This is a genomic window from Ensifer sp. KUDG1 (genome assembly GCF_050434285.1).
In the GTDB taxonomy this organism is placed as follows: Bacteria; Pseudomonadota; Alphaproteobacteria; order Rhizobiales; family Rhizobiaceae; genus Ensifer.
Genome location: NZ_JBNDIG010000005.1, coordinates 362,681 through 382,174, shown reverse-complemented (window position 1 = coordinate 382,174; position 19,494 = coordinate 362,681). Strand labels below are relative to the sequence as shown.

Annotated in this window: 21 protein-coding genes; 9 read left to right on the top strand and 12 right to left on the bottom strand. The window is 61.5% G+C overall.

Annotated elements, in window-relative coordinates; all coding sequences use genetic code 11:
* Nucleotides 1-95 (top strand): 4Fe-4S dicluster domain-containing protein (locus M2267_RS16310; protein ID WP_183857558.1); only part of this gene is annotated, 95 nt, incomplete at its 5' end.
* 612 nt (nucleotides 96-707) lie between these two features.
* Here the strand turns inward: M2267_RS16310 and M2267_RS16305 are convergent.
* On the bottom strand, nucleotides 708-1,610 hold the full coding sequence (locus tag M2267_RS16305; RefSeq protein ID WP_429115459.1) for an alpha/beta fold hydrolase: 903 nt from the start codon (nucleotides 1,608-1,610) through the stop codon (nucleotides 708-710).
* Between the two features lie 93 nt (nucleotides 1,611-1,703).
* Here M2267_RS16305 and M2267_RS16300 point away from each other — a divergent pair, with 93 nt between their 5' ends.
* From M2267_RS16300 to M2267_RS16290, 3 genes are all read left to right on the top strand, one after another.
* Entirely contained in the window at nucleotides 1,704-2,276 is a 573-nt protein-coding gene (locus M2267_RS16300) for a CGNR zinc finger domain-containing protein (protein WP_043611178.1), read from the top strand.
* 231 nt (nucleotides 2,277-2,507) lie between these two features.
* Entirely contained in the window at nucleotides 2,508-3,506 is a 999-nt protein-coding gene (locus M2267_RS16295) for an ABC transporter substrate-binding protein (RefSeq protein ID WP_043611198.1), read from the top strand.
* A gap of 112 nt (nucleotides 3,507-3,618) precedes the next feature.
* Complete coding sequence (locus M2267_RS16290) at nucleotides 3,619-4,506, top strand: ABC transporter permease (protein ID WP_043611179.1); 888 nt, start codon at nucleotides 3,619-3,621, stop codon at nucleotides 4,504-4,506.
* 82 nt (nucleotides 4,507-4,588) lie between these two features.
* On the opposite strand, the gene M2267_RS16285 is transcribed toward M2267_RS16290, so the two are convergent.
* Entirely contained in the window at nucleotides 4,589-5,497 is a 909-nt protein-coding gene (locus M2267_RS16285; RefSeq protein ID WP_429115456.1) for a DMT family transporter, read from the bottom strand.
* Between the two features lie 152 nt (nucleotides 5,498-5,649).
* On the opposite strand from M2267_RS16285, the gene M2267_RS16280 reads away from it, so the two are divergent.
* Nucleotides 5,650-6,123: an Lrp/AsnC family transcriptional regulator gene (locus tag M2267_RS16280; protein ID WP_113189672.1), complete on the top strand. Its 474-nt coding sequence runs from the start codon at nucleotides 5,650-5,652 to the stop codon at nucleotides 6,121-6,123.
* Between the two features lie 168 nt (nucleotides 6,124-6,291).
* The gene (locus tag M2267_RS16275) at nucleotides 6,292-7,215 is read left to right on the top strand and encodes a diacylglycerol/lipid kinase family protein (RefSeq protein WP_429115453.1); all 924 of its coding nucleotides are present in this window, start codon (nucleotides 6,292-6,294) and stop codon (nucleotides 7,213-7,215) included.
* Here M2267_RS16275 and M2267_RS16270 read toward each other — a convergent pair.
* Nucleotides 7,152-8,681, bottom strand: coding sequence for an ArnT family glycosyltransferase (locus tag M2267_RS16270; protein WP_429115452.1), 1,530 nt, complete (start codon nucleotides 8,679-8,681; stop codon nucleotides 7,152-7,154). The two genes, M2267_RS16275 and M2267_RS16270, sit on opposite strands and share 64 nt — an antisense overlap.
* A complete protein-coding gene (locus M2267_RS16265) occupies nucleotides 8,674-9,651 on the bottom strand; it encodes a glycosyltransferase family 2 protein (protein ID WP_192447434.1) in 978 nt (325 codons plus the stop codon). Before M2267_RS16265 ends, M2267_RS16270 begins: the two co-directional genes overlap by 8 nt.
* 132 nt (nucleotides 9,652-9,783) lie before the next feature.
* Here M2267_RS16265 and M2267_RS16260 point away from each other — a divergent pair, with 132 nt between their 5' ends.
* Nucleotides 9,784-10,737, top strand: a complete 954-nt coding sequence (locus tag M2267_RS16260; RefSeq protein ID WP_429115449.1) for a lysylphosphatidylglycerol synthase domain-containing protein — start codon at nucleotides 9,784-9,786, stop codon at nucleotides 10,735-10,737.
* A gap of 43 nt (nucleotides 10,738-10,780) precedes the next feature.
* On the opposite strand, the gene M2267_RS16255 is transcribed toward M2267_RS16260, so the two are convergent.
* The 5 genes from M2267_RS16255 to M2267_RS16235 all read right to left on the bottom strand — a co-directional run bounded on the left by M2267_RS16255 (nucleotide 10,781) and on the right by M2267_RS16235 (nucleotide 13,865).
* A complete protein-coding gene (locus M2267_RS16255; RefSeq protein WP_043611184.1) occupies nucleotides 10,781-12,283 on the bottom strand; it encodes an AMP nucleosidase in 1,503 nt (500 codons plus the stop codon).
* 83 nt (nucleotides 12,284-12,366) lie between these two features.
* On the bottom strand, nucleotides 12,367-12,687 hold the full coding sequence (locus M2267_RS16250; RefSeq protein ID WP_429115447.1) for a YnfA family protein: 321 nt from the start codon (nucleotides 12,685-12,687) through the stop codon (nucleotides 12,367-12,369).
* A gap of 145 nt (nucleotides 12,688-12,832) precedes the next feature.
* Nucleotides 12,833-13,009: a hypothetical protein gene (locus M2267_RS16245; RefSeq protein WP_162251053.1), complete on the bottom strand. Its 177-nt coding sequence runs from the start codon at nucleotides 13,007-13,009 to the stop codon at nucleotides 12,833-12,835.
* A 72-nt stretch (nucleotides 13,010-13,081) separates the two neighbouring features.
* Nucleotides 13,082-13,255, bottom strand: a complete 174-nt coding sequence (locus M2267_RS16240) for a hypothetical protein (RefSeq protein WP_043611187.1) — start codon at nucleotides 13,253-13,255, stop codon at nucleotides 13,082-13,084.
* 268 nt (nucleotides 13,256-13,523) lie between these two features.
* Nucleotides 13,524-13,865 carry a DUF2147 domain-containing protein gene (locus tag M2267_RS16235; protein WP_402323049.1) on the bottom strand — a complete coding sequence of 114 codons (342 nt, stop codon included), beginning with the start codon at nucleotides 13,863-13,865 and terminating at the stop codon, nucleotides 13,524-13,526.
* A 593-nt stretch (nucleotides 13,866-14,458) separates the two neighbouring features.
* On the opposite strand from M2267_RS16235, the gene M2267_RS16230 reads away from it, so the two are divergent.
* Nucleotides 14,459-14,725 (top strand): sel1 repeat family protein, encoded by a 267-nt coding sequence (locus tag M2267_RS16230; RefSeq protein ID WP_043611192.1) that lies wholly within the window; start codon nucleotides 14,459-14,461, stop codon nucleotides 14,723-14,725.
* A 51-nt stretch (nucleotides 14,726-14,776) separates the two neighbouring features.
* On the opposite strand, the gene M2267_RS16225 is transcribed toward M2267_RS16230, so the two are convergent.
* From M2267_RS16225 to M2267_RS16215, 3 genes are all read right to left on the bottom strand, one after another.
* Entirely contained in the window at nucleotides 14,777-15,892 is a 1,116-nt protein-coding gene (locus M2267_RS16225; RefSeq protein WP_429115444.1) for a pyridoxal phosphate-dependent aminotransferase, read from the bottom strand.
* Nucleotides 15,893-16,018: 126 nt separating this feature from the next.
* Complete coding sequence (locus M2267_RS16220) at nucleotides 16,019-16,396, bottom strand: PilZ domain-containing protein (protein WP_043611195.1); 378 nt, start codon at nucleotides 16,394-16,396, stop codon at nucleotides 16,019-16,021.
* 199 nt (nucleotides 16,397-16,595) lie between these two features.
* Complete coding sequence (locus M2267_RS16215) at nucleotides 16,596-16,952, bottom strand: hypothetical protein (protein WP_402323047.1); 357 nt, start codon at nucleotides 16,950-16,952, stop codon at nucleotides 16,596-16,598.
* 297 nt (nucleotides 16,953-17,249) lie between these two features.
* Between M2267_RS16215 and M2267_RS16210 the strand changes: the two genes are divergently transcribed.
* Entirely contained in the window at nucleotides 17,250-19,469 is a 2,220-nt protein-coding gene (locus M2267_RS16210) for a caspase family protein (RefSeq protein ID WP_052201534.1), read from the top strand.
* The last annotated feature ends 25 nt before the right edge of the window (nucleotides 19,470-19,494 follow it).

Below are 19,494 nucleotides of genomic sequence, written 5' to 3'. Positions count from 1 at the left end.
TGCACTGCAAGACCTGCGACATCAAGGACCCGAACCAGAACATCAACTGGGTACCGCCCCAAGGCGGCGAAGGCCCGGTCTACCCGAACATGTGATGGGCCGCAAAGCGCCTTGGTGTTGATAGAGATCTGGCGCTGACTATCGGGGCGATGCACGGTTGCGCAGCCGTTTGATGCAGTGACTGATCGCTCTGCCCATAAGTCGTCCGGCAAAGACGCACAGGGTCACGGTTGTCAGCGGCAGCAGCCCGAAGGTGAGCATGGAGAAAATCAGAAACCATTCGAGTGAGCCCCCGACGCTGGGGTCGACTCTCGAGTAATAGGAATTAATTAGTATAATCGAAAATATAATGCCGAATATCCCGACGATGTCGCCGCAAATTGACAAGACCGATCGTCGATTGACCAGGTTGGACCACACAAAAATTGCGACCAACATTGGGATATAGTGAATCGCAATAACAAATTCGCGAGAGATCATATTAGGGGCCCAAGAAATAGGTCTATTTTCTCTATCGCCCGGAATGATTGCAGAGAATATCTGGTGAAAAGTAAATCCAGATCTGCTGGAACGCCTGCGCGTAATGGTCGTCCGCCGCTAGGCACGATCAAGCGCCTGACGAAAAGTGGCTATTCTGGCATGGGCCGCAAATTGCGACGCAGCGAGCGATTAGAAAATGTGCCGAATGTGATGTCGACAGGTCTTTTCTATTCCATCCATACCCTGTCGACGAAATCGGCGATCAACGGCGCGATTTCGGGCAAAAATTCTTCCAGGGCGAAGTGGCCCGTATCGAAGAGATGCAGTTCAGCCTCGGGCACATCACCCAGAAATGCCCGCGCGCCGGGCTCGGTGAAAAAGGGATCGTTGCGTCCCCAGGTGATGAGCACTGGCGGGCGATCGCGCCGGAGCCAGGTCTGCCACTCGACATAGCGCGCAAGGTTGCTCTTGTAGTCGAAGAACAGGTCGTGCTGCGGCTGGCGTCGTTCCGGAAGATCGAGGAAATGCTGGTCCATCGTCCAGCCGTCGGGAGCGACCCGCTCGGGATCGCTCGTGCCGCCTTCGTACTGGGCGCGCGTCATCTGCAGCGTCAGCAGTTGCTCGATCTTTTCGCCGGCATCCGGATCGTCCGGCGTCAGTGCGATGAAGCTCCGGGCGGCCTCCGACAGACCTTCGTGATAGGCGTTGCCGTTCTGCACGATCAGGCCGGCAATCAGTTCCGGCCGGCGCGCGGCCAGCCGGAAGCCCACAGGCGCCCCGAAGTCGAAGACGTAAAGCAGGAGGCGGTCGATCTTCAGGGCGTCGACAAACCCCTCCATGAGATCCGCCAGCCGGTCGAAGCTGTAGGTGAAGTTGCCACCCGACGAGGTGGACGCCGGCGCGTCGCTATGGCCGAAGCCGGGATAATCGGGCGCGACCAATCGGTAGTCGCTGCCGAGCGCGTCCATCAGGCGGCGATATTGGTGGGACGAGGATGGAAAGCCGTGCAGCAACAGGATGGTCGGCGTGTCGGTGCCCGCGTCATGCGGCACGCTCTCCCGATAAAACAGGCGGATCCCATCGATTTCGATGAAACGGTGGCGGATGACCGGAATGCGGAGAGCAGGCATGTAACATTCCTTTTAGCGATACTTATGCATTAGAATTGCACTCGCTTGCCTAATGTGTCAATTGTAAAAATAGGTGTTAGAAAGGAGGTCGACATGGAGGTGACGCCGTTCGTGGGAGAGCCCTTGGCCCTCGATCTCGTGAACACACGGCCCCGGGTCTCGGCAGGGGCCGTCGATCTGATCGCCGATGGCAAAGGGCTCCGGGCTTGGCTGGAACTGGAAAAGGACCGTCTGTCCGAGGTGAACCCGAGCGACCTCGTTTCGATCTCTGTCAAGGATCTGGGGCATATCCACGCCGTTCGCGACAGTCTGGCGATGGCGCTCGATCACCGGATGCGCGGGCTTGGTCTGCCCGCTGCAGCGGTCGAAGGGCTGAACGCGGCGATGCGCGCCGCGCCTGCGGTTCAACGACTTGAATGGGGCGATCCGCCCTTGCTCAAAAGTCAGAGAGAAGGGTCTGCGGCGGTGCGCCTAGCGGCCTTCCTTGCGCAGGACGCAGCGGAGCTGTTGGCTGGGCCGGGAGGCCAGCAGATCCGCAAATGCGAGGCCGAGGATTGCGTCATGCTGTTTGTCGGCAACAATGCCCGGCGGCGTTGGTGCTCGGCGGCGCGTTGCGGAAACCGGGTGCGCGTGTCGCGCTATTACCGGCGCAGCAAAACGTCCTGACGCGCACTTCGACGATGCGCAAATATTAGGAAAGGCACTCGTTGACGCAAATGGGAAAGTCCTTGCCGGAAAAGCCCGTTAGCTTTCATGGTGTCATCGGCTTGACGCCGACGGATCTGCAGGCCGTTCGGTCCCTGTTGTTTCGAGTTGGACCGAGCCCTGTGACGCTGTCGATCCCCGCGGTGAGATCGGCAGTGCGACGGGATGCACCGCCAAAACAAGGGAACGGAAATGAAGAAGCTTCTTGCAACGACTTGCCTGGCCGCAGGCCTCCTCGGCCTCGCCGGCGCAGCTTCGGCCGCCGAATGCGGCGACGTGACGATCGCCAACATGAACTGGCAAAGCGCCGAGGTGCTGGCGAGTGTCGACAAGATCATCCTGACGGAAGGCTACGGCTGCAATGCCGAACTGGTGGTTGGCGACACAGTGCCGACGATCACCTCGATGATCGAAAAGGGACAGCCGGATGTCGCACCGGAAGGCTGGGTCGACCTGCTTCCCGACGTCGTCAATCGCGGTCTTGAGGAAGGCAAGCTCGTCGGCGCGGCGATCGCGCTCTCCGATGGCGCCGTGCAGGGCTGGTGGGTGCCGAAATACATCGTCGACGCCAATCCCGACATCAAGACGATCGATGACGCCCTGAAGCACAAGGAACTGTTCCCGGATCCGGAAGATGCCAGCAAGGGCGCCGTCTTCAACGGCCCGCAGGGCTGGGGCGGCACGGTCGTGACGACGCAGCTCTACAAGGCCTATGGCGGCGAAGCGGCTGGCTTCACGCTGGTCGATACCGGTTCGGCCGCAGGCCTCGATGGCTCGATCGCCAAGGCTTATGAGCGCAAGCAGGGCTGGGTCGGCTACTACTGGGCGCCGACGGCTCTTCTCGGCAAGTACGAGATGGTGAAGCTCGAACATGGCGTGGCCGCCGATGCGGCCGAATGGAAGCGCTGCAACACGGTCGCCGACTGCCCGGATCCGAAGAAGAACGACTGGCCGAAGGACAAGGTCCAGACGCTCGTAACCAAGGGCTTCGCCGATCGTGCTGGCCCGGCGATGGACTATCTCAACAAGCGCGCCTGGACCAACGATACGGTCAACAAGCTGATGGCCTGGATGACCGACAACCAGGCGAGCGGCGAGGAGGGCGCCAAGCACTTCCTGCAGGAAAACCCCGATATCTGGACCCCGTGGGTTTCGCCCGAGGTTGTCGAAAAGGTGAAGGCCGCGCTCTGATCGCGACGGTCATAGCCAGCGGGCGGCGCAGTAATATGCGCCGCCTCTTCGTTCGAGGTCCGGCAAAGGCAAAACAACAATCGCGGCCGGCGAAATCTGAAGGGGAAATGGAATGGACTGGTTGACCCAGTTTCCACACATGGATGACGAGAGCCTGAGAGCCCTGAAAAAGGCGATCGACGAGGGATTTCGCGGCTTCACGCGCGCCTATGGCGACGCGATCGAAGGCTTCTTCGAGCCCTTGCAGTTCTTTCTCATCCAGTCGGAGCGCTTCATGACGAAGACGCCCTGGCCGATCATTCTGATCTTGATCGCTTTCATCGCCTGGGTTGCGAGCCGCAACTGGAAGATCGTCGCCGGCTGCATCGGCACGCTGCTTTTGATCGGCTACTTCGACATGTGGGACGACACGATGAAGACGGTCTCGATGATCTTCGTCTGTACCGTGCTGTCGATCGCCATCGGCATCCCGATCGGCATCGTCATGTCCCGTTCGGACCGGTTCCAGAACATCGTCAACCCGATCCTCGACGTCATGCAGACGATGCCGAGTTTCGTCTATCTGATCCCCGTCGTGATGCTGCTCGGCATCGGCAAGGTGCCGGGGCTGATTGCCGTTGTCATTTACGCGATCCCGCCGATGATCCGCCTGACGAACCTTGGCATTCGCCTCGTCGACAAGGACGTGCTGGAGGCGGCAGATGCCTTCGGTTCGTCGGGGTGGCAGAAGCTCAAGAACGTGCAGATGCCGCTCGCCTTGCCGACGATCATGGCCGGCATCAACCAGACGATCATGATGGCGCTCGCCATGGTGGTCATCGCCTCGATGATCGGCGTTCAAGGCCTCGGTCAGCCTGTGCTGAAGGCGATTGCCAACCAGTACTTCACGCTCGGCATCTTCAACGGGATGGCGATCGTCGGCATTGCCATCATCTTTGACCGCGTCAGCCAGGCCTATGGCCATCGGCTGCAGAAGCATCGCGAAATCATCCACGGCTGAGCCTTGGCGATCGGAAGAAAAAGGAAGGCCCCGGACGCGAAGAGCGCCGGGGCCTTTGTCATTTCGGGAGACTTCCAGGCTCTCAGTTGCGGGCGGAGAGGATGCCGGTCGAAAGTGCGACGCCGGTTGCGGTGACGACGGCGGCGAGGATCTCGAAGGGGCCGATCTGTTCGCCGAGCAGGATGGCGCCGCCGATCATCGCCAGAACCGGTGTCAGCGCCGTGAAGGCGGCAGCCTGCGTGCCGCCGAGGCTCTTCACGGCAAAGCCGTAGGCTACCATGGCGACGAGGCCGGACAGGATGCCCTGGCTGGTGACCTGCAGGGCGATCTCCTGGAGCGGAACGCCGGCGAGGGTGGTTCCGAAGCAGGCGGCGAGTCCCAGATGGATCAGGAACGACCAGATGGCGATCAGGGCGCTTCCCTGCAGCGGGCTGAGGTCGGAGCGGCGAAAGGCATGGGTATAGATCGCCCAGAGGGTGGCAGCCGCCGGCAGCAGCGCGTATCCGCTCCAGCCGGTCGATGCCGCGCTGCCGAGGCTGCGCGTCAGGAGGATGGCGACGCCGGCAAGGATCGCGGCAAAGCCGAGCACGCGCATCCGGTCCGGTCGCTCGCCAAAGACCGTGATGCCGATGAGGGCGGTCGCAAGCGGCATCGAACCGCCGAGCAGAACGCCGACCGAGGAGGCTGGAACGGAGTGGATTGCAAAGGCGGAGACCTGGAAGAACAGGGCGCCCGAGCCGGCGATCATGAGAACCAGCAACAGGACCGGCAGCTTGCGCGGCAGCAGCCCGGTCTTCAGCCAGACCGGGGCAAGCAGCAGCGCCGGCACGCCGTAGCGGATCAGGCCGAGATCGATCGTGCCAAGCGCGGTGCCGGCGGAATGGCGGGTCGCCAGTATCCAGCCCGCCCAGATGAGGACGGTTATGAACGCACCGGCATAGCCGGTGGCGACAGGCGTCGTATTGCCGCGATCGAGAGCGAGCGCAACCATTTGAATTTCCTTCCCGAATTGGATACCTGAGAGGCTTTGGGGTCTGGAAGGAAGATTACGCCCGGACGGCGGGGCATGTCCTTGCGATTTGTGCCTGAAATAGACTACTGTCAGCAACAATGTGCCAATAACAACATCTGAAGTTTGTAAAAATGCCAAGTCTCGATAAATTCGATCTCGCCATCCTTAGGATCCTTCAGGAGGACGCGCGCGCAACGAACGTCGAGATTGCCGAGAAGGTCAATCTTTCGCCGTCGCCCTGCCTGCGGCGCATCCGCAACCTGGAAAAATCCGGCATTCTGCGCGGCTACAGGGCCGACATCGATCGCAAGGAAGCCGGTCTCGGATTGACGGTCTTCGTCGAAATCAAGGTCGGGCGCCATAGCCGCGAGAGCGCACAGCAGCAACAGGAGGCGCTGCTCGCCATCCCCGAGGTGGTGTCCTGCTTTCTGATCTCCGGCAATGCCGATTTCCTCGCCGAGGTCGTCGTCGAGGATCTGCCCGCCTACGAGAAGCTCTTGACCGAGACGTTGCTGGCCTTGCCCGGCGTCACCGACATCCGGTCCAATTTCGCGATCCGCTCGATCAAGACAGGCGGGCCGCTGAAGCTGCCGGAGCCGCGTTGATCGCTGCGCTGCCGTGACACTTCGCTTCTGTTTTTCCGGCCGTGATGGAGCGCGTGAAGGGTCCGGCGCTCCCGTTAAGTTTCGGTAAGGTTCTGGAATTGGCCGCAATCGCGCTTATCTGATCGCGGTGAGCCGCATTGCCGCGGCAATGGAGCCGACGAGCCGTTCATGAAAATCAAGGCAATCTTCAATCGCGACGGCGGAACGTTCCGCACGACGGACATGACCGCCTATGGCCAGAAGGTCGAGGAAGTCTTCCAGGCCGCGGGCCACCAGATCGAGATTGCGGCGGTTTCCGGAAGCGAAATGCAAGAGGCTTTGGAGCGGACCTGCCGCCGAGACGACCTCGATGCCATTCTTGCCGGTGGAGGCGACGGCACGATCTCGGCCGCCGCCGGCGTCGCTTGGAAGAACCGCATGCCGCTCGGCGTCGTTCCCGCCGGAACGATGAACCTCTTTGCCCGCACGCTGAAACTGCCGCTCGATATCTGGAAAGTGCCGGAAGTGCTGGCAAATGGCGTGATCATCGACGGTGACATCGGCAGCGCCGATGGCCGCGCCTTCGTGCACCAGTTCTCCATGGGGCTGCATGCGCGCATGGTGCGCTACCGCGAATCCTACAGCTTTCGCTCAAGGGCGGGAAAGATCGCGGCCAGCACCCGCGCTGCGGTCGGGGTGATTCTCAACCCTCCGGATTTCGAGATCGAGTTCGACGTCGACGGTCACAAGGAAAGCCGCCATGTGTCTGCGGTCTCGGTCTCCAACAATCCGTTCGGCCGCGATACCCTGATGTATGCCGACGACGTGACTGCCGGTCATCTCGGCTTTTACACGGCGCCGCCCTTAAGCCCGCCGGGTGTCGCCAAGCTCGCCCTCGATGTGATGCGCGGCAAATTTCGCGACAGCCCGCTGATCACGGCCATGAACGGCCACGCACTCGACCTGCATTTCCCGAAGGTCGAGCGCAAGATCAACTGCGTCATCGACGGTGAGCTTCTGCCCATGGGCCGAGACGTCGCGCTTCGCATTCACCCCGGCGAGCTCAAGCTGCTCGTCGGCGCGGATCGCGACGGATCGTCGATCCAGAAGTAGCCGAAACTGTAGCGATCCTCGAGCTTGCCGTGCAGATAGGGCAAAGCGAGTTGCTGCGGCTGTATTTGCGCTTCCGGCACGCCGAAGGATTTGAGGACATCGACGAGTGGCGCCGGTGGCGCTGCATCGGCCTTGCCGCCATTGGTCCAGACGACAAGAAGCGGCCCGGCCAGCTGATCGATCGCCGGGCTGCTGTTGTTGCCGGGCACGTAAACCTTGGCGCCGTGCAGGCGTGTTCGCAGGTTGCCGGCCACCTGCTTGTTGGTGGCCAGAACCATCGTCGGTTCGCGTCCATGCTGCTGAACGACGGTGTCGACGAGGGTGCTGTAGGGAATGCTCAATCTCGAAACCTTGCCGAACCAGGGCCGCACGACGGCGCGGGTCGACACCACGACCAGCGTCGTCACGATGACGAAGCCGATAAGGAGGGCGACGGGCCGGACGCTGCGCATGGTATCGACGCCGGACGCCTGGACCTTGAGAGCCAGATAGAGCGGCAGCAGGGCGAGGAAGAGCACCAGCCACTTTTCCCGCATATGGGTGGCGCCGGCGACCAGCATGATGATGAGAACGGCGCCGAGACAGAGCACCAGCATGCGCCCGACGACCCGGGCCCAGAGGCTGTCGGCGCGCCAGATCGCCGGCAGGTCCTTGCGAAACACGAGGGCGAAGACGACGAGGATGATGCCTGAGCCGCGAAGCGTCGAGGCAACGAGCGCGACAATCGCCTTGAACGCCTTCGACACGAAACCGGCTTCCTGCCCCGTTCCCATTTCCTTGAAGGTGTTGCTCGACGCGGCGCCGATATTTTGCAGGACCCAGTAGCCGTGCGGCAGGGCAATCAGCGTGCAGACCGCGATTGCGACAAGGATGCGCCAGTCGAACAGCCGGGTGCGAAGTTTCGGCTCAGGCAGGATCGCGACGATCGCGGCCACCGGAACGATCACGAAATTGTACTTTGAAATGACGCCGATCCCGACGGCTACGCCTGTCAGTGCATAGGCAAACAGGGTCGGTCGGTTCATCGTCCGCAGGAAGGCATAGAGGAACAACGAAACGGCAAATAGCGCGGCGACCGTGTGCGAGAGGTCACGCTGGGCAAGCAGGAAGATCGGCGGGAGCGCGAGGACGCCCATTGTCGCGATGGCTGCCAGGCGCCGGTCGCCGAGGACCTCACGGGACGCGAGGCCGAAGAAGAGACAACTGAGGAAAAGCAGACCGTTCTTAAGCACGGTCATCGTGGCCACCGACGGGCCAAACAGCGAGGTCAGCCCGTATTGCAGCCAGTTGTAGAAAGGCGGTTGCGAACCGTAGCCGAGCATCAGGAACTGCGAGACATAGGCCTGCTCGGATTCGTCGATCTCGAGCGACGTCGAGGCGGAAAGCCTGAGTGCGATGCACAGCAGGAAGTAGCCCGCAATCAGCGCAAGGACCAGGTTTGGACGGCGGTTGACGGCCTCAAGCATCTGTCTGGTCCCGCACGAAGACCTGCCGGACGATATAGCTCGTCGTGCCGTCGTCGCTGAAATAGGTGCGCGCCATCATCTCCGCGAGAATGCCTGTGGTGATGAGCTGTACGGACGAGAGGAACAACATCACCCCGACGATCAGCATCGGCCGGGTTCCGATATCGTTGCCGAGCACGAACTTGTCGAAGCCGAGATAGAGCAGAATCAGGCCGCTGAGTGCGCCCGCCGCAAGCCCGATCGAACCGAAGAAGTGGCCCGGACGCGCCTTGTAGCGCATGAAGAACAGCACCGACAGGAGATCGAGAATCACCCGGAAGGTTCTGGAGATCCCGTATTTGGACTGGCCATGCTGCCGCGCGTGGTGGGTAACGGGCATTTCGCCGATGCGGCTGCTCGGCACGACGCCTGCGACCCAGGCGGGGATAAAGCGGTGCATTTCGCCCATCAGCTTCACCTGCTTGATGATCGACGCGCGATAGACCTTCAGGCTGCAGCCATAGTCGTGAAGCCGGACGCCGGTGATCTTGCCGATCAGGCGGTTGGCGCACCAGGACGGGATTTTCCGAAGGAACAGGCCATCCTGTCGGTTCTTTCGCCAGCCGACGAGCAGGTCGAGTTGACGCTCCTCGATCGCGGTGACCATCTCGGGAATATCGGCAGGGTCGTTCTGCAGGTCGCCGTCGAGCGTGGCGATCAGGCGGCCGGCGGCAGCGTCGATGCCGGCCTGCATCGCTGCCGTCTGTCCGAAGTTCTTCTGCAGCTCAACGATCTTGAGGTCGATGCCGGGATCGGAAAGCGCCTTTCTTGCATTCACGAGCGTTCGATCGGTGCTGCCGTCGTCGACAAGGATCAGTTCCCAAGGAGACGGAAAATTCGTCAGTGCATCGCGGACCCGCGTAATCAGCGGCTGAATGCTGTCTTCTTCGTTGAATACGGGAATGACGACGGATAGCTCTATGGAATGCATGGGAACCGCTCATACATACGGCGCTCGCGCTGCCGCAAGAATTGGACTGTGCTTACATAAACATTTTCTTGCACAGATATCGGTGATAACCAACGTTCAATCTTGCCCTTCAACACGGGAAATCGAGGCCTGATGACATCGGATTGCGAGCCTGACCGGCGATCCTGGTTCGTCCGCAACCGGATGACATTGCTGTCGGCGGGCGCCATTGCGGCCTACGCGGCCTTCGTCGAATGGTTCTGGGGCTGGCCGGCACTCTTGCGCCAATGGTCCGAAATCGGCCTTGGTGCCGCGTCTGCGGCCCTCTTGCTGCTCATCGCGACCTACTTCATCCGCTGCTATCGCATCTACGATTACTTCCCGAACGAAACGTCGGGGCGCTTCCTGCCGCTCTTTCGCGTCACCCAGGTCCACAATCTCCTGAACATCATGCTGCCGTTTCGGGCCGGCGAGACCAGCTTTCCGTTGCTGATGCGTTCGGAGTTTTCCGTCCCGCTCGCCAGGGGCACGGCCGCCCTTCTGGTCATGCGCCTGCTCGACCTGCATGCGCTCCTGGTCGTTGCCGTCGTCGGCTTGGTCTTCGGCAGAGGGTCGGCCGCGCTCTGGCTCGTCTGGTTTGCAGCGCTCGTCTCGCCGTTTCTCTTTTTTCTCTTGAAGGACCATGCGATCGCGCTGGCGCGCCGGCTTCTGCCGGCAAAGCTTGAGCCGGTCGTCGAGGAATTGGAGGCGGGCCTGCCGGGCACCGTGGCTGCCTTCCTTCGCGCCTGGGGCATGACCATCCTCAACTGGGCGGTCAAGGTGATCGTGCTCGCCTGGGTGCTGGCGTTCATGGGGGTTGCGCCGATTGCGGCCAGTTTTGGCGGCGCGCTCGGAGGCGAGCTCTCGTCGGTGCTGCCGATGCATGCGCCGGCCGGCGTCGGCACCTATCCGGCGGCGATTGCGGCCGGCGCCGTTTCCTTCGGCGCCCCCGCCGGTCGGGCGGGCCTTGAACTGCTGGCGACTGCCGGCGTCAACGCGCATCTTCTGATTATCGTGTCCGCGGTCGCGGGCACGCTGTTGTCGATGGTTTTGGGAAAACGTCGCTAGAGCGTCATGCCGTGGGGGCAATGTCCTGGCGACGTTCCGGCCTCTACTGGAACGAGGTTTCGTAGAAGCTTCTGAGCTTGCGGGAATGCAGCTTTTCCGGTGGCATCGCCGCGAGCTTCTGCAGCGCCAGGATGCCGATCTTCAAATGCTGGCTGACCTGCGTCTTGTAGAAGGCCGTCGCCATGCCCGGCAGCTTCAGTTCGCCGTGCAGCGGCTTGTCGGAGACGCACAGCAGCGTTCCATAGGGCACGCGGAAGCGGAAGCCGTTGGCGGCGATCGTCGCCGATTCCATGTCGAGCGCAATGGCGCGCGCCTGCGACAGCCGCTTGACCGGGCCGCGCTGGTCGCGAAGCTCCCAGTTGCGGTTGTCGATGGTGGCGACGGTTCCCGTGCGCATGATCTGCTTGAGATCGTAGTCGCGATAACCGGTTACTTCCGCCACGGCGTCCTGCAGCGCCACTTGCACTTCTGCAAGCGCCGGCAGCGGGATCCAGACCGGCAGGTCGTCGTCGAGCACGTGATCCTCACGCATATAGGCATGGGCAAGCACGTAGTCGCCGAGCCGCTGGCTGTTGCGCAAGCCGGCGCAGTGGCCGAGCATCAGCCAAACGTGCGGGCGCAGCACGGCGATATGGTCGGTGATCGTCTTGGCGTTGGACGGACCGACGCCGATATTGACCATCGTGATGCCGCCGTGGCCCTTCTTCTTCAGGTGATAGGCCGGCATCTGCGGCAGCCGGGGGAGGGTGAAGTCCGTTTCCGGTTTGCTGGCACCGGCGGGTGTCACGATATTGCCGGGCTCGACGAAGGCGGTGTAGCCGTTGCCGCCTTCTGCCATCTGCTGCCGGGCCCAGGCGCAGAACTCGTCGACGTAGAACTGGTAGTTGGTGAAAAGCACGAAGTTCTGGAAGTGATTGGCGCTCGTTGCCGTGTAGTGGCTGAGCCGCGCCAGCGAATAGTCGATACGCTGCGCGGTGAACGGCGCGAGCGGTGACGGCTCGCCCGGACCCGGCTCGTAGGAGCCGTTGGCGATTTCGTCGTCCGTTGTCGTCAGGTCGGGTGCATCGAACAGGTCGCGCAAGGGGATGTCGATAGCGTTGGCGGCTGATGCCTCGACATAGGCGCTTTCGCCGAAGGCGAAATGCAGCGGGATCGGAGTGGCCGATTCCGAAACGGTGACGCCGAGACCATGATTGCGGGTCAGCAGCCCAAGTTGCTCTTTCAGATAGTGCCGGAAGAGTTTTGGCCGGGTGATCGTCGTCGTATAGACGCCGGGCGCACTGACATAACCATAGGAAAGACGGGAATCGACATGGCCAAAGCTGCTCGTCTCGATGCTGACCTGCGGGTAGCAGGCGCGATAACGGGTCAGCGGCTTGCCGCCCTTGCCCAGCTCCTCGAACGCGTCGCAGAGGAACCGGGTATTGCGTTCGTAAAGCGCCTCGAGGCAATCGACGGCGGCCGCAGGATCATCGAAGTACTGCGGCTCGAAAGGCTCGGGCGTTGCTGTGGAAAGGACGGAGTGTGCAGAGATTCGCTTGTTCATGTCGCATTATAGGCTGCGGCTTCTGACAAGCAAACGACAAGATGGCAGCACCCACAACCGCGAGGCGACTTGGGGGTCGTCGCTCAACGCGGTCCGGCGAGGATGATCGCACTGCCGATCAGCGCGACCGCCATGCCGGTGAGATCCCAGCGGTCCGGCCTGACGCCTTCCGCCAGCCAGAGCCAGAGCAGCGACGCGGCGATATAGACGCCGCCATAGGCCGCATAGGCGCGGCCGGCAGCCTCGCTGTCGATCAATGTGAGCAGCCAGGCAAAGAGCGCCAGCGACACTATGCCGGGAGCGAGCCAGAGGGCAGACTTGTCGAGCTTCAGCCAGGCCCAGAAGGCAAAGCAGCCGGCGATTTCGGCAAGGGCGGCGAGGGCGTAGATGAGATAGGCGGGCATCGGTTCGGGTCTGGTGGCCTTGGCTGTAACGAATCCTCTGGAGACCCAAGGATAGGTAAGCGGCGCGCGGATGCGCAAGCCGGCCAAAACAAAAGGGCGCGATGCGCGCCCTTTACAGCTCGTGGTTCCGATCCATAGCGTTCCGTCAGGTCATGGCCTGGCGCTGCAGGGTGACGAAGAGGACAAGGCCCGCGCCCTGCTTGCCGATGCCGGTGCCGCTGGCCTTGGAATAGGCGAGCGCCCCGACCGGCGCCATCAGCAGGCTTGCGAGCGCCAGGACGCGCAGCGACAGAAAGGCCGAAGTCGAAAGTGCTGCCAGCATGTTCGTCTCTCCATCAGACCACGAAGTGATCGGTTTCGGTTGGGGCTCTGGAACTTAGCCCGCCTGGCTGCGTTAGAGCTTGGCCTGGCAGTACTGTGCCGTGTGAACGGTGCAATCGGTCAGCGAACCGAGATAGGTATTGCTGCGGCGACGTTCGGTGTCAGCGCTGACCGCGGCGGCAAGAGAGACAGCGAAAACGACCATCAGAAGGCTGATGATGGTGAGGCGCCGAGCGAGGATATCCATGGTTCTGTCCGTTGTTTGGAGGCAGGTTCAAATCGATTGAGTGTGTTTTCGCATACCCAAACTGAATTGATGCTGAGATGTCCGTTCATCTGGCGTTCATCTTCGGTTGCACTTCCATGGAACCAAGAGGTGGCCGACCCCGGCGCCGGTGCCCGGGAGAAACGGGCGGCTAGCCTCGGTCCTTTGCGCACATGAAAAAAGGGCAGCCATCGGCTACCCTTTCATCGTATTCGTCATGACTGCGATTTCTGCCGCGCGCTCTGTTCTATTAGAGACGGGTCCAGGTCTGCGATTTGCACAGCACCTTCAGCACGCAGCCCTTCATCTTCAGCGAATTGCCGTTAACCGCGCCGGAACCGCTATAGGTCTTGTCGGTATCCGGATCGGTGATTTCGCCCGAATAGCTGCCGTCGGCGCCCGAAAGATTGCCGATGCGCTTGCCGGCGTGCTTGCCTGTCTTCAGCGTGATGCAGAAGGCGCCGCCGCAAGGGGCGATTTCCGCCGTGGCGCCGCTCGCCGTCTTCCAGTTGCCTAAGATCGGTTCCGCCGCCGTGGCCGTTCCGGCAATGCCGAGAGCCAGCGTCGCGGCGATGAGCAATGTGCGTAGCATTCGTGTCCTCCAGATCGAGCCTGCCGGCGTGGTCCGCTTCGCCGACAGCCCTAGATGTCCTCGTATGAAAAGGCAGTCTCCTCACCGCCGCGGGCAAGATAGCTTACGCGCACGTAAAGGTAAACAAGCCGAATCGCGGCTTTCGTCGCTTTTTCCTGGACGGTTTTAAGCGCTTCTTGCGCAAGGAATTGCGCGGACTTCGCGGGCGCCGATCTTTTCGTGGTTAGCGTTTGGTTGAAATCGTCGATTGAATTTTTCGTAAATTTTGAGGCGAATGCGCCGGATTTCCGGCCTTCCGATGTTTAACAAAAACTCAATTTTACCAAGCGTTTGAACTTTGTTTGTCGCAAATTAAGCATGCATTTTAAGCGCCCATTGAAGCCCGTCAGGCATAGTGAAGCCATAAGACGAGCGGAACGAAACGCTCCGAAAATCCACCGAGGACGACACCGCAAAAAGACGGAGCGCTTCGGAAAGGCCCGCAAAGAGGCAAGGTCGAACAGGGACCAAAACAAGTGCTGATCTGGAGCATGGTCCGCCCCAAACAGGCGGGCCGCTTCGGAAAACCAACCAGGCAAGACAGGGACACGACAATGGCACGCTTTGATATGCAGATTGCTTCGGATGCCGCGATGGGTGGTGACAACCAGGCGGAAACCTTTTGCGACATGGGTCTGGCCTATGCGACCGGCCACGGACGCCCGGTCGATCTCGTCGCCGCCCACAAGTGGCTGAACATCGCGGCGATCAAGGGGTGCGACCGCGCCGTCGATCTGCGCGCCGACCTGGCGATGACGATGAGCAAGCCGGATCTCGCAGCAGCACTGCGCGCCGCTCGCGAATGGATGACGGTCCACTGATCGGACAGGCGGCGCCCGACGGCGCCGCAAGCTGGGCCTTGAGAAAAGGCGTCAGGCGAGTTTCTTCAGAACCGCGGGCATGGCCGCTTCGAGCAGGGCCATCTCCGTCTCTGGTCCGGTGCTGATCCGGATGCAGCGATTGAGCGGCGCGACCCCGGGCATCCTTATGAAGATGCCGTGGTCGCTCATCAAGGTATCGACGATCGCGCGGGCATAGACCGCGTCCCTGCCGCAATCGACAGCCACGAAGTTGGTGGCCGAGACGAGCGGCGCAAGGCCATTTTGCGTGGCGATGGCGGCGATACGCTGCCGCGACTCTGCAATCTTGGCCGTCACTTCCTTCAGATACACCTGGTCCGCAAGCGCTGCGATCGCCGCAGCGACACCGATCCGGTTCATGCCGAAATGGTTGCGGATCTTGTCGAAAGCCTGGGCCGTGCCCGGCGTGCTGATCACATAGCCGACGCGCGAACCCGCAAGCCCGTAGGCCTTCGAGAACGTGCGCGTGCGCACCACGTTCGGCATCTCGATCAGGGCGTCGATCGGCGGCAGCGCATCCGCCGGCGCGGTTTCGCAATAGGCTTCATCGAGAATGAAGAGCGTCGTCTCGGGCAGGGCCCTAGCAAATTCAACAATGCGTTCGGCCGACCACCAGCTTCCCATCGGATTGTCGGGATTGGCGAAATAGACGAGCGGCGCATTTTCCTGCTTCACAGCTGCCAGCAATCCGTCGAGGTCTTCCCGGTCGCTCGCATAGGGCACGGTGACGAGCCGGCCGCCATGGCCGACGACGTGGTAGTTGAAGGTGGGGTAGGCGCCAAGCGAGGTGACGACCGGCATGCTCGGCTCGATGACCATGCGGACGATCTGGCCGAGCAGCCCGTCGATGCCTTCGCCGATCGCGAGATTGGCCGGACTGGTTCCGAGATGGGCTGCGAGCGCCTGTTTCAGATCGTGATTCTCAGGGTCGGCATATTTCCAGGTCCCGCTCGCCGCTTCCCGCATCGCCGAAAGCACGCTCTCGGCCGGACCGAAGCCGCTTTCATTGGCGCCTATGCGCGCCGCGATCGCGCGCCCGCGCTGGCGTTCGATCGCCTCCGGCCCGACGAAGGGGATGGTGGATGGAAGGGATTGGATGAGCGGCGTGAAGCGAGAGAATGCGGACATGCTGAAGATAAGGCCCCGTTCGAATGACGTAACGGAGAACTTATCGCATGCTTCGTCAAAGCGGAATCGTTGCCGAAAGAAAAGCTGCCGGAATCCGCGGCCTTTCGCCTTGCAGTCGGCGTCGGCCTATCGCCGCGGCTTGGCGTTCTTCACTTGCCCGGTGAAGAATTCCTGTCGGATGATTTCGCGCAGCAAGGTCTGCTCGATCGGCTTGATGAACTGCACGCCGATGCGCTCGCCGTTCCGATAGACCTCGGCGCAGCCGATACGAAGCGACGTGCCGACGATGTGCAGATAATAGTGTTGCGGCAGGCCGATATTGGTGTCGACGGCAAAGCTGGCGCCGCCGCGCGATATGTCGATCATCCGGCAGGAGCGGACCGAGACGCTTCCGAGCCCCGGCTGCACGGCAGTCAGCGTGCCCGCATGGCCGATGGAGAAACGCTCGTAGCGCCGCTCGTAAAAAGGCGAGGGGACGCAGGAATACATCGTCTGGTTCTGCATGCGTCTGTCTCCGCCAGTGCCGGGTCGGACGGCGCGATCAACCTCTGACCGCATGCCAAGACCCCGGACAATTCATTTGTCCCACATCATATCGGTGGGCGATTTCCACCGATGCTAGAATCAGTTTTGCAGAAGAAACTTGCAATCCCCTGAAATCGATCACTAAAAATCTAATGTCGGCGTTGCCTGGATTGGAGGTTCAAAGACCGCCGCTGGAAAACTGGATGCGGATCAGGCGTCTCAGGAAGTCGGCCGAAAGCAGCATGTTGAACCGCACCCCGAGTTCCGTGCCTTCGCGATGGACCTGCGAACACCCGATTTCCTCTTTGAACCCTTCTATCTCGAGGAAAAAGTGTTTCGGTATCAGGATCGCCGCGTTGAAATCCAACATCGCGCCGGCAACCGAGATATGGCGCAGCAGGCATTGGTACTTGGTCTTGGCCTTCAGGTGCTGGCCGATGACGAGGATCCGGCACGGCCGCTCGATGAAATAATGCTGATGGGTCGTGGCGAGTTGGCCGGGCTTCCCCTCGGCGACATGCATTTTCATCGACATGGCAAGCTCCGTATCAGCGCAGCCCTCGGCGGATCTGTGGTGTTCTTAACGGACTCACCGTTTCGCCACCGTGATTGAGCTAAGCATGCCGACTTGCTTAGACCTTGTGCCATCGGCAGGCGTCATCGCTAAAATATGGGGTGCGCCGACATTGAAAGCCCCAACCTCATACGTAATACTTTCGTCAGGCAAGACCGGGAGCGCCGAGGGCAGCTTCCGAGGGCAATCGGGCGAGGCGTCGTCTGTCGTTGAAGCTGGGCAAGGCGGAAAACGATGACCGGTGCCGGAGGGAATAGCATGGCCTTGGGGCTTTCGCGGCGGTGGCTGCCGCTTTCGATCATCTGTGTAGCGCTGTTCGTGTCGATGCCCGCCGGAGCGTGGGCGGCAAAGCGCGTCGCGCTGCTGATCGGCAATGAGAAATATGCAGCGACGTCGCCGCTGAACAATCCTGCCAACGACGTCGAGCTGATGAAGGCTTCCTTCGAGGACGCCGGATTTGATTCGGTGACGACGGTTCACGACGTTGGTCGCCAGGACATGGTCAAGGCGCTGCGCGACTTCGAGGATCTCGCGACCGGTGCCGAAGTTGCGATCGTCTATTATTCCGGCCATGGCATGGAGATGAACGGCGAGAACTTCCTGCTTCCCGTCGACGTGCAACTGAAGACCGACAAGGATGTCGAGGACGAGGCGATCGACCTTGACCGGGTTCAGCGTTCGCTCGAAGGCGCAACTAAGCTCAAGCTTGTGATTCTCGACGCCTGTCGCAACAATCCCTTCGAGCAGAGCATGACGCGCTCGATCTCTACCAGGGCCGTTTCGCGTGGACTGGCGCGAGTCGAGCCCGAATCGGCCGATCTTCTCGTTGCGTTCGCTTCCAAGGCCGGCACGGTCGCGCTCGACGGGGAGGGCAAGAACAGCCCCTTCGCCACGGCGCTCGCCAAATATCTGACGGAACCGGGCGTCGATGTCCGCATTGCGCTCGGCAAGGTGCGCGACGAGGTGGTTTCGGTGACAAATCGCGGCCAGGAGCCATTCGTCTACGGCTCGCTCGGCGGCGCCCAGATCTTTCTGAACATCAAAGAAGTGAACATCACCGTCACCAACAATGGCGGACAGCTGTCGCCGAACAGCCAATCGGAAGCGGCTGCCGACTGGCAGAACATCCGTGATCTCGCCGACAAGGACCTGCTGACCGCCTTCCTGGCCAAGCATGGCTCGGACCCGGTCTATAAGATGCTCGCCGAAAAGAAACTGAAGCTCTTGAGCGAAGCCGAGCAGACATCGAGCGTGACGCCGGACGAGATTGCATGGGAAGCCTTGAAGCAGTCGACCGATGCGGCGGCGCTGACGCGCTTCATCGAGCGCTACCCTGACAGCCAACACAAGGCAGAGGCCGAGCAGCAGATTGCTGCCCTCGAGCCGCAGAAGGGCCTCAACGTCTCGCCGACCGGCAAGGACACCCAGGCTTCGCGCGATTGCTATCTGCTTGCCGGCGAGCCCCAGTCGATGCCCGGTTTCCTCGGGGTCAACTTCCTGAAACTCGACGCCGAGCGGGCGCTCACCGCTTGCGCCCAGGCCGTCAACGAGAACCCTGACGATATGATGCTCGTCAATATGTTGGGTCGCGCGCAGGACGCCGGGCGCAACTATGTCGAGGCGCGGCGCAACTACCGGAAGGCGGCCGATGGCGGCAACATGTATGCGCTGACCAATCTCGCCTGGTTTTCGGTCTACGGGACCGATGGGCCGGTGGATGTCGACGAGGGCAAGCGCATGTTCGACCAGGCGGCCCGCGCCGGCAATGCCTATGGCCAGGCTTCGCTCGGCTGGCTCTATCGCGAGGGCTATGGCGGCATCGCACAGGACTATGCGGAAGCCGCCCGGTGGTATGAACTGGCCGCCAATCAGGGCTACGCCAATGCCATGGCGACGATGGGCTGGTTCTATCGCGAAGGCCTTGGGTTACCGAAAGACCTCGGACAATCGCTCGCCTGGTACAAGAAAGCGGCCGAAAGTGGCGACGCCAACGCGATGTCGTCGCTCGGCTGGGCCTATCAGAACGGGCTGGGGACCGAACAGAGCTACCCGGATGCCAAGGTCTGGTATGAGAAGGCGGCCAATGTGGGCGATTCCTATTCCATGGCGCTGCTCGGCTGGTTCTACGATATCGGCAACGGTGTCGCGCAGGACTATGTGCAGGCGCGCACCTGGTACGAGATGGCGGCTAACGCCGGCAGCGCCTATGCCATGGGCAACCTCAGTCGCCTTTATGATTATGGCCTCGGCACCAAGGCGGACGCGAAGGAGGCGGTTCGGTGGGCGGCGGCCAGCGTCGAGGGGGGCGATCCGGCCAAGCTCGATGAACTGAAGAACCAGCCCAACAACTTCACACCGGCCTTCCGCAAGGAAATGCAGAGCCTCTTGAAGGACCGTGGGTATTATGGTGGCCCGGTCGATGGCGAGTTTGGTGCCGCTACTCAACAGGCAATCGAACGGCTCGCGCGCAAATCGTAAGGAGCAGACGACTGCGCCGACATGG